This is a genomic window from Bradyrhizobium sp. Mp27, from assembly GCF_029953005.1.
In the GTDB taxonomy this organism is placed as follows: Bacteria; Pseudomonadota; Alphaproteobacteria; order Rhizobiales; family Xanthobacteraceae; genus Bradyrhizobium; species Bradyrhizobium barranii.
The window spans coordinates 1-15,765 of the sequence record NZ_JASAUS010000158.1 but is presented as its reverse complement, the minus strand read 5'-3'; the positions used below and the strand labels follow the sequence as shown (position 1 = coordinate 15,765).

Annotated in this window: 14 protein-coding genes and 2 pseudogenes; 4 read left to right on the top strand and 12 right to left on the bottom strand. The window is 63.1% G+C overall.

The window, feature by feature from the left end:
* Positions 1–56: 56 nt before the first annotated feature.
* Entirely contained in the window at positions 57–1,010 is a 954-nt protein-coding gene (locus tag QJT78_RS42085) for an IS4 family transposase (RefSeq protein WP_348652418.1), read from the top strand.
* A gap of 22 nt (positions 1,011–1,032) precedes the next feature.
* On the opposite strand, the gene QJT78_RS42080 is transcribed toward QJT78_RS42085, so the two are convergent.
* A complete protein-coding gene (locus QJT78_RS42080) occupies positions 1,033–1,575 on the bottom strand; it encodes a hypothetical protein (protein ID WP_038945012.1) in 543 nt (180 codons plus the stop codon).
* A gap of 168 nt (positions 1,576–1,743) precedes the next feature.
* On the opposite strand from QJT78_RS42080, the gene QJT78_RS42075 reads away from it, so the two are divergent.
* Both QJT78_RS42075 and QJT78_RS42070 read left to right on the top strand, forming a co-directional pair.
* The gene (locus tag QJT78_RS42075) at positions 1,744–2,325 is read left to right on the top strand and encodes a hypothetical protein (protein ID WP_131234259.1); all 582 of its coding nucleotides are present in this window, start codon (positions 1,744–1,746) and stop codon (positions 2,323–2,325) included.
* A 566-nt stretch (positions 2,326–2,891) separates the two neighbouring features.
* Positions 2,892–3,497: a hypothetical protein gene (locus QJT78_RS42070; protein WP_131234258.1), complete on the top strand. Its 606-nt coding sequence runs from the start codon at positions 2,892–2,894 to the stop codon at positions 3,495–3,497.
* A 662-nt stretch (positions 3,498–4,159) separates the two neighbouring features.
* On the opposite strand, the gene QJT78_RS42065 is transcribed toward QJT78_RS42070, so the two are convergent.
* The 11 genes and pseudogenes from QJT78_RS42065 to QJT78_RS42015 form a co-directional block, all read right to left on the bottom strand.
* Complete coding sequence (locus QJT78_RS42065) at positions 4,160–4,696, bottom strand: helix-turn-helix domain-containing protein (protein ID WP_028153676.1); 537 nt, start codon at positions 4,694–4,696, stop codon at positions 4,160–4,162.
* Between the two features lie 751 nt (positions 4,697–5,447).
* Positions 5,448–5,734: pseudogene (locus tag QJT78_RS42060) on the bottom strand (DDE-type integrase/transposase/recombinase); the annotation flags it as partial.
* Positions 5,735–5,837: 103 nt separating this feature from the next.
* A complete protein-coding gene (locus tag QJT78_RS42055; protein ID WP_028153675.1) occupies positions 5,838–6,740 on the bottom strand; it encodes a hypothetical protein in 903 nt (300 codons plus the stop codon).
* Positions 6,737–8,287, bottom strand: coding sequence for a hypothetical protein (locus QJT78_RS42050; protein WP_026312707.1), 1,551 nt, complete (start codon positions 8,285–8,287; stop codon positions 6,737–6,739). Before QJT78_RS42050 ends, QJT78_RS42055 begins: the two co-directional genes overlap by 4 nt.
* Before the next feature lie 142 nt (positions 8,288–8,429).
* A complete protein-coding gene (locus tag QJT78_RS42045) occupies positions 8,430–9,428 on the bottom strand; it encodes a polyprenyl synthetase family protein (protein ID WP_028144010.1) in 999 nt (332 codons plus the stop codon).
* Between the two features lie 154 nt (positions 9,429–9,582).
* Positions 9,583–10,926: a cytochrome P450 gene (locus tag QJT78_RS42040; protein ID WP_018647447.1), complete on the bottom strand. Its 1,344-nt coding sequence runs from the start codon at positions 10,924–10,926 to the stop codon at positions 9,583–9,585.
* Entirely contained in the window at positions 10,926–11,771 is an 846-nt protein-coding gene (locus tag QJT78_RS42035) for an SDR family oxidoreductase (protein ID WP_018647446.1), read from the bottom strand. The genes QJT78_RS42040 and QJT78_RS42035 overlap by 1 nt, the downstream gene beginning before the upstream one ends.
* 4 nt (positions 11,772–11,775) lie before the next feature.
* Positions 11,776–12,066, bottom strand: coding sequence for a ferredoxin (locus QJT78_RS42030; RefSeq protein ID WP_018647445.1), 291 nt, complete (start codon positions 12,064–12,066; stop codon positions 11,776–11,778).
* Position 12,067: 1 nt separating this feature from the next.
* On the bottom strand, positions 12,068–13,357 hold the full coding sequence (locus tag QJT78_RS42025; RefSeq protein WP_281460582.1) for a cytochrome P450: 1,290 nt from the start codon (positions 13,355–13,357) through the stop codon (positions 12,068–12,070).
* Positions 13,358–13,440: 83 nt separating this feature from the next.
* Positions 13,441–14,646 carry a cytochrome P450 gene (locus tag QJT78_RS42020; protein ID WP_018647443.1) on the bottom strand — a complete coding sequence of 402 codons (1,206 nt, stop codon included), beginning with the start codon at positions 14,644–14,646 and terminating at the stop codon, positions 13,441–13,443.
* A 16-nt stretch (positions 14,647–14,662) separates the two neighbouring features.
* Positions 14,663–14,995 carry a cytochrome P450 gene (locus tag QJT78_RS42015; RefSeq protein ID WP_269466507.1) on the bottom strand — a complete coding sequence of 111 codons (333 nt, stop codon included), beginning with the start codon at positions 14,993–14,995 and terminating at the stop codon, positions 14,663–14,665.
* A 460-nt stretch (positions 14,996–15,455) separates the two neighbouring features.
* On the opposite strand from QJT78_RS42015, the pseudogene QJT78_RS42010 reads away from it, so the two are divergent.
* A pseudogene (locus QJT78_RS42010) lies at positions 15,456–15,737 on the top strand (hypothetical protein); the annotation flags it as partial.
* Between the last annotated feature and the right edge of the window lie 28 nt (positions 15,738–15,765).

The following is a 15,765-nucleotide window of genomic DNA, read 5'->3' as shown; positions in this document are numbered from 1 at the left end:
GCCGAAAGTCATCGCCGGTGTAAAGTTCATCGACGGAATCGAAGTCATTCCGAACACTGAAAGCCACGCCGCCTGATCAGGCCGCGTCACCCAAAATCAGCCATAGCTCGCCGATCGAGCAGAAGGAGAGCATCCGCTGGCTCGAGAATTTACGGCAATCGACCGACCTTCTTGCTGCCCCTGGACGATGCGTTCATATTGGTGATCGCGAGAGCGACATCTATGAGCTGTTTTGCCTGGCCGAGGAGGTTGGAACGCATTTCCTGGTGCGAACCTGTGTTGATCGGCTTGCCGGGGACGGCAATCATACAATTGCCGACGAAATGGACGAGGTTACGATCAAGGGTCTGCATCGGATCAAGGTCAAGGACGACAAAGGCGATCCCGACGACGCCGTTCTTGAGATCAGGTATCGCAAGATACGCGTCCTGCCGCCGATCGGCAAACAGACGAAATATCCCGCACTCACTCTGACCGTGATCCATGCTCAAGAGCGGGGAAGGCCGAAGCGGCGAAAGAAAATCGAGTGGAAGCTCCTCACCGATCTCCCGGTCCAATCGCGCACGGACGCCATCGAGAAGATCGAATGGTACGCGTTGAGGTGGAAGATCGAAGTCTTCCATAAGATCCTCAAATCGGGCTGCAAAGCAGAGGACTCAAAATTGCGAACTGCTGAGCGTCTGGTCAATCTGATCGCGGTCTTCTGCATTGTGAGTTGGCGCGTGTTCTGGATGACGATGCTCAATCGCTCCTCGCCGAATGCCATACCGCAAACGGCGCTGACGGATCCCGAAATCAAGCTTCTTGATCATTTGGTGAAAGACCGGGGTGGTAATTGCTCTCGACGAAGCACGCTCTCGTACTATGTCGTCAAGATCGCGCGGCTCGGAGGATACTTGGCCCGAGCCAACGATCCGCCTCCAGGAAGTACCGTGATCTGGCGCGGACTCTCGCGGCTGAACGACATCGAACTTGGAGCCGCAATCGAGGCAACAACTATGGGTAATTGAAAGGAGTTAGCTTGCTAATGGTCTACGGCTTGAAATGGATAATCGAGCGAAGGAACTCGGGCATCTCAGGGCGCGTGGGACACGCATACTCAGTCGGTGGGGCGCCATCCTTGAAACCCAAGCCATAGCGGAAGGCGATGACGAGGTGTGCGGCATAATTCGTTAGTTCTTCAGTGCTGAATACCTGGGCTTTGGTCAGAGATCGCTTTTTCGAGCGAAGGTGAAAGACGAAGTCGTCGCCTTCATACTCCCCAGCGATAGAGTGAACGACGTTATTTCTGACGTACTGGATGCCTTTTAGTATTGGCCTTAGTTCATCGAAAGCCTTCTGCGCTGGGGCCGGTAATTCGGAAAGCTTCGACAGCTGGTGAATCTTTTCCGCCCGCTGGTCTGCACTCAGGGTGAAAACGACTATTACTGCTTCATCATCGGTGAGGCGAAGAATGGCTTTCAGGCAATTTCCCAGGATGTGCTCGATGTGGGACCAGCGCAAAGCCAGGACGCCGAGCTTGGCGTACTCAGCATCCGTGAGGGCTGGCTCAAAATTATAGGGTGTGGGGATCATGACGTCGCCCTGTTAAGACGCGGCCTTAGCCGCAAATTCGCTTTCTGGTCCATGCATGATCAGCGTTGCGCCTCTGCAAACCATCGCCCAGTTCTCGGTGCTGGAAAAGCCTGGTGCAGAAATCTTTATGGTCGCGTCGAATCTGGCGGGCGCTGGCGCGTTCTGAACGTGAACGATTCCGGCCGCAGGTTGACGGTCACCAAAGCCTCATCTGCTGGCGCGCCCCGTTATGGCGGTACAGCCCAAGCGCCAAGCGGCTTGGTTGCTGCGCGTATGAAATCGATCTACGACGGTCATTCCTCGAAAGGCCTCGATGTGAATGAGGCAACAGCAGCTATGATCAAGGAAGGGCGCAAAGCCTACCGCGACTACCATCTCGATAGGCACCGCTTTCTGCAATACGGTCAGGACGTCATTGTATTTCCTTGGTCAGGTGCACGCCTCGCTCAGACAATGGTGCTGGCTTTACGTCGAGAGGGCGCAAAGGCTTCGATCGAAAACTTTGCCGTCTTTGTCGAAAAAACATCTGCGGCCGACCTTAAGGACCTCCTGGTCGCAATCAAGGAACAAGGCCTACCTGAAACGGACGAGCTGGCGCGCGAGGCACGCCAACTTCAATCTGACCGCTTCGATCGATATCTAATTCCCTACCATCAGCGCCTGGCATTTAGCCGGCGCTTTCTTGTACGAGAGGGCTTTGCCGAGCTGATCGATGACCTGCTTGCTGCGGATGCCGTAACGGTGGGCTAGCCTCAGAGTTTGTGAACGAGTGCTGCACCGGAGCTTGACCCAACTATCCGATCCACCCCCGCGAAAACTGAGGCGCACGTCTGCTGGGCGGATGATCTTCGCCCGAGTCGGGGCGACGCAACGGCGATCAGTTGTTAATCCACGGCATCACGAGGCAGATTTGATTAGAATCATATTGGTAGCGGCTCCGCTTACGATCACCGCGCCTGCGAATGCCGTTTACTTCACTTACTTCCGATGGGAGTCGTTACCTGCGCAGATCCGCGCTGCCTACATGGCCGGTTTCTACGACGCGCTGATTAGCGTTGCCTCTGACGAGCAAGATGCCAAGGCAGGCACGCATTATCAATTGCATTTCGAAGAGCAAAATGACAAACGTCCAGCTCGCAGACAATGTTCGCGCATTTGCTTCGACCCGTCCTAACCTTCAGACCGCAGGAGTTGGGGGAGCTCTAATCAATTATCTGATTGAGTTCTGTGGAAAGCCCCAATAGATATGAAGGTGGACCGATTGATCGCGGCGTCGATTAGAAAGATTGACCTGGATCGCCTTATCGAGGGCTATCTTGAGCACGACGATGAAGCATAAAGGCGTCTCTGAAGTCGCGCTCGGGGCACTAGTGGCTACTGCCTTCTGGTTGATAGTAGGCCTACTGGTGGGCGATCCTGCACGCTTCAAAGACTTCGCCGGCCCGGCCGCAACGGTCTTCGCTGCAATTACTGCTGGCTGGATTGCCTACCGGCTTGGTCAGAGCCAAATCGCGGTCGCCAAGGTTCAAGCGGATATCGCAGAACGAAATTGGAAAACATCGAACGAAAAGATAGTGCTTGATCTCTTTGATAAGCGGCTCGCCATTTTCGAGGAGATTAGAGGGATAGTCGGTGAGGCATGCCGTAGCGGCACCGCTCCTGACGAGCTATTCTTTCGGTACGGACGAGCGATCGATCGCGTGCCCTATTTCTTCGGCGAGGACGTTCAGAAATACCTGGAAAAGATCCGTCTGCATCTAATCAACCTAAACCTCGCCAACTCGATGATGCAAAATCTCATCGATCCGGAGCGTCCGACATGGGTCAAAAAGCGCGGAGACGAGTTCATGGCGATAACCAAGTTCTACGAAGAAGCTCCACGCCTTTTCGGACCGTACATGAAAGCCCATCAGACAGCTTAATCGCGCAGAACGCGGGCAGCCGACGGCCTCGGTGCGCTACCTGGGACGATCCTCCAGAAGATCGAGGTACATGCAGGGTCACATAGCCCTTGGCACCGTCTAGGAGCACCTTGACTTGGGTGGCAGTCGCTCCCGGTCCAAGGATGACCCCTTTCCGGCCACTGAGGCGAGGCCCTGCTGACAGGGCAACGACTATCCGGCGACCAGCAAATAGCTCGTCTTTGGCAACCAACAGAGATCTGCCGAATTCGGCAGGGTACGGTTTGTGTTCCGCGGCATCGCCCGTCATATCGCAAGTCCGTTGCTGCGGAAAGCGAGATCTAGTGCGCTACGGCTTGCGCTCGCGCTTTGGTTGCGATTGAATGATCGCCGCCAAGGGGGGCACCGGTGGCTACATTTTTGAAGGTTGTTTCGGGGGTCTATTTGTTTGTCGTGTGGCTCGTCTTTGTTGGCGCGCTTCGCACTCCAGCACCACCGACCATAGGTTCAGACCTACTATTCCACTTGGGAGTATTCCTGGCTGCGGTGTGCTTCTCGATCCCAGCTGTCATCCTGTTCGCATTCGGTCAGATGGTCGGTGAGCTTCGTTCGATCCGGCACTACTCCCGCCAGCAGGCAGAGCATCTGAAGGCGATGCGGGCGTACTACGAGCCGCATGGGGGTTAGTTAGTGCAATGCATCGCCCCCGCCGCATAGAATTCGTAGTCATCGCGCGCGGCTGCAGCTACTTCAGGGACAGATAAGGGATCATGTACGAATGACGGTTCGCCTTTTTCGTCACGCTCGTTCGCCTTTTTGGGGACTGCACCGGCAGAAAGCGCACCGACGTTCGCCTTCTGGTCATCCAAAGGCTCACCATTGTTCGCCTTCTGGTCAGAAGAAGGCGAACCCACATTCGCCTCTTCGAGAAGAAGGCGATAGGCATTGACGTAGGTCCCGCCTTCCTTGACCTCGAACTTGAGGTAGCCGAACTCGGCTAACCGTCCGAGGCTCAACTGCACGCCGCGGACGCCCTTCTTCCCAAGATCTTTAGCGATGGTGGCCTGCTTGCGGCGGGCTAGATCGGTCTCGTGATCGATCGCATCGGCGATATACCAAAGCACCCGGAAGTCTTGATCGGTAAGGCGTAGATCGCCATTTGCGCGCGTTAACAGATGGAGCTTTCGCCGGGTCCGGTCCTTGTCGAGAATTGCACTCACGGCCGCACCATCTTCCGCGCCAGGGCAGCGGCGAAGGCAGCTTGCATGGCGGTTCCGGATTGCGGCTCGGGAGACTGGGTGCTAAATTCCAGGCTACTGGACTTTTGATTGCGATCTGGGGCTGCCTTAGCCGAGGCGGCCCTTCGCATTTTTGGCCCACCATCCGGCGGCTTTTGATTGCCAGTGCGCGAAAAAGCGCTTGCGGATCAATCTTGCCCGAACGGGCGGTTTGCCAATCTAAGCCATTGATACCGGCTGATGTGCTTGTTCTGCTGGGATCACCAATTATTTCAATAACTTAGTCCGCATTTGTTCGTCGACATCGTGTTGCGCCTGTTGCGCAAAATTACCCGATAATTCCAGCGATTGCCAACAACTCCCGGCTGCTCGGCGCGACATGGCCCGCGACAGAAAGGGCTGTGAACAGGTCGTAGCACGCTCCCCCATTTCTCGCCGATTGTGTGCACAATTGGCGCGCGCCGAATCGGGCCGACGGGGAGGTCGAGCGCTACCGTCTTGCCGAATGGCTTCAAAAAAAGAGAGTTGACAATAATCCGCAATTAAAGGGCCGATTGACAGAAGAGTTTTAAGCGCAACAAGCGCGACCCGTTGATGAGGCCTCGATCCGCGATCTCCATCAGGGCGAGCGGCCATGCTATCGGTCGCAATGATAGGCCGTATACATGAACGCACCCGACCGATATCCAAATTGCTGCTGAAATCCCTTGCATCCGCGCGGCCGTCTATACATGAATCTCTCGATGAAGCCGTTCTGCATCGGCTTTCCCGGCGCGATGAAGTGCCAGTCGATGACCGTGTCCTTGCTCCAGGCCAGCATGGCGTTGCAGGTGAACTCGGTGCCATGGTCGGACGCGATCATTCCTGGCTTGCCGCGTCGCTCAACGATTTCCTTCAGTTCGCGGGCCACCCGCCGCCCCGGATTGACGTCTCCGGAATGGCGCCCAGGTATTCCTTAGTGACGTCGTCGACGATGTTGAGAATGCGGAAGCGCCGGCCGTTGGCGAACTGGTCGTGGACGTGCAGTCTCAGGGCGGTGTCGCTCATGCTCGCTCCATCGGGCGGCGGCGTTGCGTCGGATCGGGCCGACGGCAGCGCGCGCACGCCGCCGCCTCCTGCGCGTTCAGGCCGGCGCGCGCTGGCCTCCCCTCACAGCGTCGCTGCGGTAGCGGCTGGTCGAGGTCCGGTAGTACTGCACGCGGATGGCCGCCATGGCCTCGATCAATGGTCCCCACGGCGCGGGAAAGCGTTCTTCCGCCATCACCCGGTGCAGCATGCGCGTATGGCCGGCCAGCTCGTCGTTGAGGAACTCCACCACAGGCATAGCTGGATAGCGCTGCAGCAGCAAGATCACCGCGTTGTCGGCCTCGCCGGCCGACCTGTCCTTGTCGCATCCATGCAGATCGTTCTGCAGACGCCCTATCGCGGAGATGAGCCGCAGGACCTGGCGAAACGCCGGACGCGCGCGCAAGGTCGCCATATCCAGCCCCCACAGCAAGGACAGGCAACAGAACACGTTCGCGTAGGCGATCGAATCGATGCCGTTGTGCAGGTACTCAGCGTAGGACCAGCGTTCCGCCGCTACCGCCTGCGCGTGTCCGGCGCGCAGCGCCGCGCAGTAGCACCGGGTATCGTCGAGAAGCTGAGCATAATCGCGACGATCGTAGGCGAGCGTGGCCAGCGAAGCGCGCAGCACAGCGCAACCCTCGAATCCGGGGAGCGCGCACGGCACGCCCTGCCCCAGCGCTTGCTCCACCGCGGCGAGCTGTTCCGGCGAGATCAGGCCAAGGTCGTTGCAATCGTCGAGCCAGAACAGCAGCGCCAGTTCGCGATAGAACGTCACTATCAGCGTTTCGTCCTGCGGATCGCGACCGGTGCGGGCGCTGGTGCCGCGCAGGCTCGGGTGGATGCGCTGCAGGATGTACTGGCCGCCCCTGACCGCTTCCACGGCATGCTCGTCGGCGAATCCGGTCAGGGAACGTCCCCACTCCAGCACCTGCTGCACCGCGCGTTCAGTCTGGATCATGGCGCCGCTCCTGCCCCCTCGGCCAGGACGCGCCGCCCCCAACGAAGCGCCAGCCACAACCCGGCGAGTTCGGCCACGCGCACGACCCGAGTGGGGCAATACAGTTCCTTGCCGATCCACAGCGGCGTCTGCGGCAATCCATGCGCCGCATGGCGGGCGAGCATCCACTCCAGCGCACGCGCCACCACCTGCGCGATGCGCCGGCGCCCTGTCGCCTCTTCGCTCCCATCCATCACGTGCAACGCAAACAGCGCATAGGCGGTTTCCTCGAACGTGGACCCGCGACCCGCGCCCCAGCCACCGTCGTCGCGCTGCGCCTGCAGCAGCGCCGCCAGCGCGCGCTCATCTCGCCACTGGGGCTTGCCTTGCGCCAGCGCAGCGACCGCATGCGCGGTGGGATACAGCCACGAAACGTGCCATTTCTCGTTGTCCCATAGACCGTGCGGGTTGCGATTGGCCTCGACGTACGCGCTGGCGCCCGCGGCGGGCTTTCCCAACAGTCGCAACGCATGCAGGGCATGAATGTTGGTCGACACCGAGGCATTGCGTTCGCCGGGGAAGGTGACGAACAGCTCGCCGATTTCGAAATGGCGCAACGCATCGACCGCCGGGTCACGGCCTGCAAGGTGCAGGACGCACAACGCAACGGCGGTGTCGTCCGCATCAGCCGCGAAGTGCAAGGCCGGGCCCAGACCGTGCACGCCCAGACGGGCGTCGAGCTGCGCGACGATCACGCGAACCGCCTCCGCGAGCGCGGGATGCGCGAAAAGCCCGGCCAGATGCAGGGTGTACAGCGACCAGCATGGCTCGAACACATTGATCGGCCAGACGTTGGGAAAGACACCTTCGATGCCGCTGCGCGTCGCCCGCGATGCCATCTGCAGATACGCATCGGCGCGCCCGACCTGCGGCGTGCTCCCCCGTGTCACGGCCTGGGCACGCCACGCGGCGGTGGCCGCCGGACTGATGCCGATGCTGCCGTCGTCATCCGGGCATGCGGTGGTCGGCGACGTCCCCCAGGCTTCCCAGGAGTGTAGCAACGGATGGCCGCTCGGCAACATCGCCACCGCCCCCAGCTTGACCAGGCACGCTTGCCGCAATGGCAACAGCGCAGGATGGCGCGGAAACGCTACGCCACCCAGCAAGGATGCGGCCTCACCGCAAAACTGCGGCAGGATCAGCTCCGCGCCGATCGGCGCGTCTTCTGGCACCGCATGTGCGTAGGGATCGGGCTGGCGCTGGAGGAACCTCGTTGCAGTCTGGACTGCGTCCGCAGCTCCGGGAAGAGGATCGGCACGCTGCAATGCCAGTAACGCCGCCCACGTGGGCGCATGGCGGAACAGCGGGAAGTCCGCGCTTCCCCATCCGCCGTCGGCCTGTTGCTGCGCGATGAGCCACGCGTATGCGTCCTGCCGACCGGTGACGTTGCCGTGGAAGCGCAGCGCCTGCGCCGTGTCGTAGACGGACGGACCGACGCTGCCGCCATCGCTCATTTCGCTCAGCAGGCGGCGCAATTCGGAAAGGATATGTTCGGACAGCGCGTTCACGCGGGATGTTCCGTTTGCAGAAACGTGCGCCGCGGCGGGCAACCGCTGCGATCGGCGCCGCGGACTCGGACACAGTGCAGGATGCACTCTGCCGCCGGCCGATCGCAGCGGCACAGGGGCGACTCGATGCGGACGGGCGCGCTCATGCGCGTGGCGCGTGTTTGAACAGATACGCGTTGGCCCGCTGTATGAGTTGCGCCAACCGTTCCGCACGCGGCCCCAGCGGCGCGATGGCCTCGCCGGCATCGCGCAACAGATCCAGCGCGAACTGGCGTGCTTCCTGCAGTCCCATGATCGACGCGCAGGTCGGCTTCTGCGCCGCCGCGTCCTTGCCGGGGGTCTTGCCCAGCGCCGCGGTATCCGCTGTCACGTCGAGAATGTCGTCGATCACCTGTAACGCCAGGCCGAAACAGGCGCTGTAGTGATCCAGCGCACAGTAAAGTGCAGCGTGCGCGGCATTCACGCCGACAGCGCATAGCGCGCCCATGCGAACGGACGCGCGCACTAGCGCTCCGCTCTTCATCCGGTGCATCGCCACGATCCTGTCCAGCTCGACGTGCTTTCCAACCAGCGACAGATCTATGGCCTGCCCGCCTGCGGCCCCCTCGGCGGACACCGCCTGCGCCAGTTCGCGCACGAGCGCGATAGGGCTGTCGCCCGGCGCATTCAGGCTCGCCAGGGTCAGGAAGGCGTGCGCCTGCAGCGCATCGCCGACCAGGATCGCGGTGGCTTCGCCGAACTTGACGTGCACGGTCGGAAGGCCGCGGCGAAGCACGTCGTCGTCCATCGCGGGCAGATCGTCGTGGACCAACGTACAGGCGTGCATCATCTCGATGGCGGCACCGACGTCATCGAGCATGTGCGCCGGCGTGTCGGCCAGTGCGCCGGCAGCCAAACAGAGCAAGGCGCGGGTGCGCTTGCCGCCATGCAAGGTGGCGTAGCGCATCGCCGCCATCAGCTCGGTCTCACCGTCGTCTTCGGCGCAGAGAAGACGCGCCAGCGCCTCTTCGACCCGCTTTGCGCCGTCCTGCATCCAGATCTCGGGCAGCAGCCTGCCGGATGCGCCGCGCGCCTGCGCGCCCAATATGCCGTTCGCGGAAACGCCAGCTCGGTCGTCGTGTGGCGTGGAACCAGTCTGCATGTTGTTCATGTCCTTGTACCTGCCAGGAGACGGCCACGGCGAGCGGCGAGCCGCCGCGGTGTTGCCGGCCTCGCACCGAGCGCGCGCGCCGAGTGCAGCAATGCCGCGCGTCGCCGGCGCCGCTGCCTCACCACACGGGGCATGCGATGCCAGCTCATGAGAATCCGATGCGGATAGTCATGGACGGATGTGCGGTCGGGTAATAGCGCCGGCCTTTTTCGACGCCGCTCAGCAACCGCGGCCGCACCCCGGCCTCGTGCATGGTCAGCGCCAAGGCGATACAGAACTGCACCAGTTCCAGCCATACCAGGTGGTAGCCCATGCAGAAGTGTGGGCCGGTACCGAACTGCAGCATGTCCACCGGCCGGATCGGCTCGGTGCGTTGAAGCCACCGCGCCAGCCGAAACTGATCAGGCGCCTCGTGCAGCAGCGCCGAGGTCGAGAAATGCAGCAGCGGGATGCACAGATCGGTGCCCGTAGGAATGCGCTGTTGGCCGAGTCGCAATTCACGCAGTGCGCGACGCACTAGGAGCGGCGTCGCCGGATGCACGCGCAGCGTCTCGCGGAACAGCGCCTCGGCGACCGGACACTGCGCCAGGTCCGCGTGCCGAGTCGGCACCGCGCCTACGCGTTGCGCCTCCTCGACCAGGGCGTCCCACAGCCCAGGCTGCCGCGCTAGCTCGATCACCATCCAGGCCATCGTCGAGGCGGTGGTGTCGTGACCACCAAGCAGCAGCAAGCGAATATTGGCGACCAGGACGTCATCGGAAAGCGCATCGTCGCTGCGATCGAAGGCGCTCACCATGTCGTTGATCAACCCGGTGCGCGAGGCATGTTCGCGCGCGGCGCGGACGAACTCGCGCAACCGCGCATCGATCCAGTCGCGGGCGGCGCGGCCCCGCCGCAAGGGCAGTCCGGGCAGGTCGACCGGGGGCGCGACGATCAACTGCAGCAGTTGCCGGTACTTGCGATGCCATCCCGGCAGGTCCTGCGCGGGGATTCCCATGAGACTGAAGATGAGCTTGAGCATTAGATCGCCGGTTTCGCGCAGGATGGTGACGTCGCCCCGTTCCCGCCACCTCTGCACGCGCGCCCGGATGACGGGCGCGAACAGCTCGCCGATGCCGGCCAGGGTCAGCCCCTTGGGCAGAAGCGCCGCCTGGATCGCATCGCGCGCCTGCCGGTGCGCGATGCCGTCCTGGGCGACCAACGTTCCGCCAAACAATTCGGGCGCGATGTCTTCGATCAGCGCCGAGGACACGTCCTTGTGCCGGAGCAGTGCGAGAGCATCCGGATCCAGACTGGTCATCAGGTGTCCGGCAGGGCCGAAATCTAGCCAGAAGTGGCTGCCCAGCGTCCGTTCCGCACGCCGCAGCAGGCGCGGCAGGTCGCAGACGACGGCGGGAAGATGCCCGACCAAGGGAAAAGCGCCGGGCACGACCGGGATGTCGTGCCGCAGCCGATGCCGACGGTTCAGCGGGTTGAGCAGCATGTCCATCAGCAGCGCGGCGCCGCGTCCGCTTCTGCGGTCTCGCCGGCAGGCCGCGCGGCGCGGCTGTTGCCACCGTCGGCGTATGTCGGCACATGCGCCAGCATGCCGCCGTCGATGCACACGACCTGGCCAGTGATGAACGCAGCATCGTCGGAGAGCAGGAACGCCACCAGCGCGGCCACGTCCTCGGGGCGGCCGATGCGCGGCAGGAGCTGGTGACGGCGCAGATGGGTTTGCATGCACGCGTCCAGCTTGGCGAGGAGTCGCTCGGTCATGATGAGACCCGGCGCAACCGCATTGCAGCGGATCTGCGCATGACCGTACTGGGTGGCAAGTGAGGACGACAGCATGTTCATCGCCGCCTTCGACGCGGCGTAGGATGTCAGTGCGGTATCACCACTGAGCCCCTGGCACGACGACATGTTGACGATCGCGCCACCGCCGCGGGCGATCATCCGGGGGATGGCCTGCCGGCAGCAGAGCAACGTGCCACGCAGATTGGTCGCCATGGTCTGATCCCAGACCGCTAGCTCCAGCTCGAGGATCGCGCGGTCGCGCGGGGTCAGATGCATCGCGCTCGCGTTGTTCACCAGCAGGTCGACCCCGCCGAAGTGCCGCTCCGCCGTCTCGAACAGCGCTGCCACCGCCTGCGCATCGGCGATGTCGATCGCCAGGGCGAGCGCGTGGCCCGCTTCGGCCGCGATCTGCGCGGTGCAGGCGATAGCCGCCGAGCCATCAATGTCGGCCACCACCACTCTGCCGCCCTCGCGCGCGATGGCGAGGGCGCATGCCTTGCCGATGCCGGCGCCGGCGCCGGTCACCACGGCCACTTTGCCTTCAAACCGTCCCATCGTGTCATCCTAGATTGTGCTGGTCTTTCGCGGCATGCCGCTCGGCCTCCGCTGGAGAAGGCGCAGGGTCGGCGCTGGCGGGCTCGCCATCGCCAGCGTCGCTTTCGATGACCCGAATGGCGGCGACCGGGCACTGGCTGGCCGCGAGCCGCACGGCGGCGTGCAGCGCATGCGGGACCGTCGCCACGCACACTTCGGCCACGCCGTCCGGTTCGCGCTGGCGAAAGGTGCCCGGCAGCGTCAGCACGCACTGCCCGCTGGTTCCGCACAGATCCTGGTCGACCATGACGCGCATCTCAGCTCCCCTGCGCATGCAGCCGCACCGGCAGCGCGCGGAACGTCCGAAGGAACGCCGAGGGCTCCCGGGTCGGCTGCCCGGCAAATGCCAGCGTGGGGAAGCGGGCCTGGATCCGCGGCAGGCTCTCGGCCAACTGCACCCGGGCCAGTTGCGCACCGAGGCAGAAGTGAATGCCGTGGCCGAAGCTCAGCATGATCTTCCCGTCGGTCGACATGCCTGGACTGGTGCCGTAGAACCGCGCGGGATCGAAGCGATCGGGATCGGCGAAGGCGTCCGGGTCGCGATTGCCGGACGCGATCAGCACGCGCACGTCCGCGTTCTTCGGAATCACCACGCCGCCCAGTTCGATGTCGCGCTGGGCGATACGCGGGATGGAGCTGAACATAACGGGCGCGTCGCAGCGCAGGACTTCTTCGACGAATGCCTTCACCCCCACGGCGTCTCCCTGCAGCCAGTGCCGCTGTTCGGGATACGCCAGCATCGCCAGGACCGCATGGTCGATGCTCGCAGCAGTGGTGACGAAACCGCCCAGCAGCATGCCCCACAGCATGCTGATCAACTCCGCATCCGACAGTGTGTCGGCATCGTCGTCATGTGCGCCGACCAGCATCGACACGATGTCGCGGCGGGGATCGGTGCGCTTGCGCTGTATGAGGTCGCCGAAGTAGGCCCGCACCCTGGCGCTGGCCAGGTCCGCCGCGGCGAGCTGGGGATCGCTGGCGTGTGGGCCCAGGCCTTCCAGAATGGCGCCGATGCCGGCAGCGAGCTCGAACATGTCGTCTTGGGGCATGCCGAACAGTTCGGCGAAAACCAGCATGGGCAAGGCCAGCGCGAATTCCCGATGCAGGTCCACCGGCTCCCCGCGCTCCAGCGCGGGCGTTATGCCGTCCAGGCGCGCTGCGACGATGCGCGCGATGCTCGGCCGCAGGTTGTCGATCTGGCCCATGGTGAAATCGCGCGAGATCAGCCGGCGCAGACGCGTATGCGTCGGTGGGTCCTTCATCGCTAGCGTGGACGCCAACAGATTGAGCGACGGGCTGGTCGCCGCACGCGAGAAATAGCGCGCCAGTTCGCCGGGCGCCGGACCCCGAAACGCATCGCCCGTGGCCTTGAGCGCCCAGTAGATGTCGGCGTGGCGGCTCAACAAAAAGAGGCCCGACGCCGCGCGATGCACCGGATCGTGCTCGCGCAACCATCGCATGAACGGATACGGGTCGTGGATGCACGCTGGCGACGCCAGTTCGGCGAAGGCGTCCCGGCATGCTGCCGTGGTTTCTTGCACGTCCATCCTGGTTACCTGTTGGCGGGCTGATCTGACCGGCGCGCGGCAGATTCCGGAGAAGATCGAGATCGCCCGTGGCGTCCGCGACATCACCAGAGCACCGGGAACTGCTCGAACCCGCCCGTGATGATCTCCTTGCGCAACTTCAGTTGTTCCGGCGCCACGGCCAGGCGCAGCGCGGGAAGGCGCTGGAAGATCGAACCGAACACCACCTTGAGCTCCAGCCTGGCCAGCGCCACGCCGATGCACGCGTGCGGCCCGTAGGAAAAAGCCAGGTGCGGCTTTTCCTGGCGTTCGATATCGAAGATTTCCGGGTCGTCGAAATGGTGCGGATCGAACGACGTTGCCGGCAGGCCGACCAGCACCTTGCTCTCCGCGGGAATATGCTCGCCCGCGATGGTCACGTCGGTCCTCGGATAGCGCATGATGCCATCCCAGCCCGCGCCCGGCGGGTACATGCGCAGGATTTCCTCTACCGCCTTGTCGACCAGGGACGGATCGCCGACCAGGCGTTCGCGCTGTTGCGGATGGCGGAACATGGCTAGCAGGCCGAATTCGATCTGTGCGACGGTGCTCTCGTGCCCCGCCACCAGCATGCCCGCCGCCAGGCCAACCGCCTCTTCCTCGCTCGCCTTGCCCTGGTCGACCGCAGCGAGCAGATCCGTCAGCAGGTTGTCGTCCGGATCCTGGCGCTTGTCGCGCATCTTGCCGCGAATGTAGGCGCGCAGTTCTTCCCAGGCCAGGCGGGACGCGCTGCGCGGGCCGCTTTCATGCTGGTGCGTCATCACCTCATCGGACAGCCCGGCGAAAAAGGCGTGATCCTCGTAGAGCACGCCCATCAGCGCGCTGATGACCATGGCCGGAAGCGGAAAGGAGAGGTGGCGCCGCAGGTCGGCGGGCTGGGGCTGGGCCGCCAGCGTCTCGAACAAGTGCGCGGCGATCGCTTCGACCTGCGGCACGAGCAGCTTCACCCTGCGGTTACTGAAGGCCGGCGCCACGATCGCGCGTAGCCGGGCATGCTCGCGCCCCTCGTGCGAGACCAGCCACCCCGGCGAACCGAGAATCACCGAATCCGGGGTGAATGCCGCCGGCGGCATTCCCGCGGGCCGGAACGCCGCGTCGGACAGCACCGCCTTGGCCTCGTCATAGCCTGTCACCCACCAGCCTTCGTGCCCGGAGGGGAAGCGCACGCGGTGGATCGGACCGCTGGCGCGTAGCGCCAACATCTCGGGCGAGGGCTCGATGTGATCGACGCGCCACATCGGCAGCGTCGGCAAGGGTTGTTGTTCGGACATGGTGGCACTTCACTCTCTAAGCGATGGAAGGGCGGAAGGTGACCGGCAGGCGCTGCGGGCAGCGAATGACGTAAGACGGCATGTAGACGACGTCCTCCGCGGCGATGGTCAGCGCCAGATGCTCCAGCCGCACGAACAGCGCGGGGAAGGCGCAGCCCAATTCCAGACGCGCCAGCGCTGCGCCCAGGCAGAAATGCGGCCCCTGGCCGAACGACAGGTGCGGGTTGCGCCGCCGGGTGACATCGAACCTGTCGGCATCGCCATAGATCGACTGACCGTACGGATTGGTGAAGGAGGTTCGACCGTGCCCCCGATGTGTCCGCCAATATAGCCTCCGGACCAGTCCCACACCGTGAACAGAGCAAATCGCGTGCCGAAGTGAATTCGCAGGCTCAGCAGGCACTACATAGCTGCGCGTAGTGTCAGGTTTCTGGCATTCAGTCTCAATGCCGACAACGGGCGCAGCAAGTGCCCGACAAAGGCCTGCTCTCGCGCTGAATGTGCGGGGCAGCCCTTGCGCGAAATTTCAAGCATCTGGATTGGCTGCAGCAGGTGTGGTTCGCCGGAAACCACTCCGATGCCGCCGGGGTCATCGAACGCGATCGCGTCAGCCTGTCCGGAGGGCAAGACCTCGCCGCCTTCGTGGCTCTGGTTACCTAGATGCGGAAGCTCGGGGACGGGGCGCGGTCGCAGCGTCACGATGCCGGGAGTGGACTGAGCGCGAGCTAGATAAGGCGATTCAAGCTATCCTTGAGGGGGTGCCGGCAGCGAAGTTGAAGGACAAGATCGGCACTCTGGAAGCACGCAAGCATGAGCGTCTGCTCAAGGCCGTGCAGCAGCGCCTTGATGCAAACACAGAGGCGATGCGCCAGCATCGCGAGACAGTCGAGCATCCGTTCGGCACGATAAGGCTCGCATGGGAGCGACGCAATTCCTGAACCAAACGCTTCCAAAAGTAGCTACGGAGATGCCTCTCGGTTCTGGCCTTTAGCGTAGGGCGCATTAGATTAGCCCGTCTTATTCGTAAGAGTGCGCCTGAGGGCTGGCGAGCGTGGTGTAAAGCGCTGATACGGCGTAGGATTCGGTTGTGAAGCCAACCCCATCACCTCCAACCGCGAA

What these genes read in the sequence shown, in the direction of transcription:
- QJT78_RS42025 (WP_281460582.1), bottom strand. Translation starts at nt 13,357, where the DNA reads ATGGACGTGCAAGAAACCACGGCAGCATGCCGGGACGCCTTCGCCGAA.
- QJT78_RS42030 (WP_018647445.1), bottom strand. Translation starts at nt 12,066, where the DNA reads ATGCGCGTCATGGTCGACCAGGATCTGTGCGGAACCAGCGGGCAGTGC.
- QJT78_RS42040 (WP_018647447.1), bottom strand. Translation starts at nt 10,926, where the DNA reads ATGGACATGCTGCTCAACCCGCTGAACCGTCGGCATCGGCTGCGGCAC.
- QJT78_RS42080 (WP_038945012.1), bottom strand. Translation starts at nt 1,575, where the DNA reads ATGATCCCCACACCCTATAATTTTGAGCCAGCCCTCACGGATGCTGAG.
- QJT78_RS42035 (WP_018647446.1), bottom strand. Translation starts at nt 11,771, where the DNA reads ATGGGACGGTTTGAAGGCAAAGTGGCCGTGGTGACCGGCGCCGGCGCC.
- QJT78_RS42020 (WP_018647443.1), bottom strand. Translation starts at nt 14,646, where the DNA reads ATGTCCGAACAACAACCCTTGCCGACGCTGCCGATGTGGCGCGTCGAT.
- QJT78_RS42045 (WP_028144010.1), bottom strand. Translation starts at nt 9,428, where the DNA reads ATGCAGACTGGTTCCACGCCACACGACGACCGAGCTGGCGTTTCCGCG.
- QJT78_RS42055 (WP_028153675.1), bottom strand. Translation starts at nt 6,740, where the DNA reads ATGATCCAGACTGAACGCGCGGTGCAGCAGGTGCTGGAGTGGGGACGT.